This window comes from Pseudomonas syringae pv. cilantro, from assembly GCF_001293775.1.
Lineage (GTDB): Bacteria > Pseudomonadota > Gammaproteobacteria > Pseudomonadales > Pseudomonadaceae > Aquipseudomonas > Aquipseudomonas syringae_P.
The window spans coordinates 124048-125241 of the sequence record NZ_LGLN01000056.1 but is presented as its reverse complement, the minus strand read 5'-3'; the positions used below and the strand labels follow the sequence as shown (position 1 = coordinate 125241).

The window sequence follows — 1194 nt, the reverse complement described above, 5'->3', positions numbered from 1 at the left end:
CTCACGTGCGTCTTTCATCAGGGTCCGAGCGATCAGCTCAATATGACTGTTTGTAGTACCGCAGTCCTTCACCTTCATTACGTCGATCCGGCATATGCAGCGGAGTCAAACAGAAACTATTGGGCTTGTGCTCAATGGGGAAGCCCTTGTACGATTTTTTCCGAATCCTGCGGGCTCCCCGCTTACAACCCAGGTATGGGGGACGAAGGTTTTCTGCTCAGCACACTGGAGGCGGGCTTGTGCTGAAGGTATATAGTTACAATAACAGATTTTTAAATCTCACAATTTTCATGCGCATGCTGAAAATTCAATGTGTAGGAATTAAAAGATCCCTACACATTGAGTAGACTTAACCAAGTGCCGTGTGCGTTGAGGAAAATCCCTCTCGCAAGACTGGTGGCTACCTGGTTTATTATCTTACTTCCGTTTTTCTATAGAAAGATTCATTACTGCAAATGCATTGGCTAATGCGATTATTGCGGCATTGTCCTGAGCATTCGTCTTGCCGTCTTCATTGGTATCGGATTCGCTTCTTACTGTATCAAAGCCTTTGTCGTGGCCGGAAGCTGTTACGTAAGACGCAAAAGCCAGCTTTTCCTTGTTCCAATACTGCACCAATATTTCAGGAATACCATCCTTTTCAAAGTCAACCATGGATAACCGGATTTCATAACTAGCCATTTTTAAACCTTAATTTATGTATGCTTGGAATGAAAAATTTAGCATGGTACCTTTACTAGTGCAAATTAAATTTCAAGGCGGTTGTAAAGGCTTAGTGCAACTACTGTGACATTACTGTGATCATATAATTAAATATTGCTTTGCCATCATTGATGCCTAGGGACCCTCTGAAAAAGCCCATTTTTTGGAAAGAAACCGGGCTGGAGCACCTATATTTACTGGCTTTGATTTTTGAAGGAGAGGCTTTTTCAGACCTTCCCTAGGGATGGTCTGAAGTAGGCCGCTATTTTTAGACTGCTGAGCCATAGCCGCTTTCAAAAACGGTAGCCGTTCACAAGCGTCAGCCTGATGCATAGGCATTTGAACAGGGCAGCCTGCGGCTGCAAATCGCCCGTTCTTGCGATCGCGTAGCAGCAGAAACATGGATTTGAGCTTTGTCATGAGGCCCATTATTGATCATCATGAAGCCTGCTTACCCACTGCTGCTGCTTCAGATGAGTCCAGCCTACACAC

Annotated in this window: 1 protein-coding gene; it reads right to left on the bottom strand. The window is 44.6% G+C overall.

Annotated elements, in window-relative coordinates:
• Window positions 1-417: 417 nt before the first annotated feature.
• On the bottom strand, window positions 418-681 hold the full coding sequence (locus tag ABJ99_RS14295) for a hypothetical protein (RefSeq protein WP_054086355.1): 264 nt from the start codon (window positions 679-681) through the stop codon (window positions 418-420).
• Window positions 682-1194 lie beyond the last annotated feature (513 nt).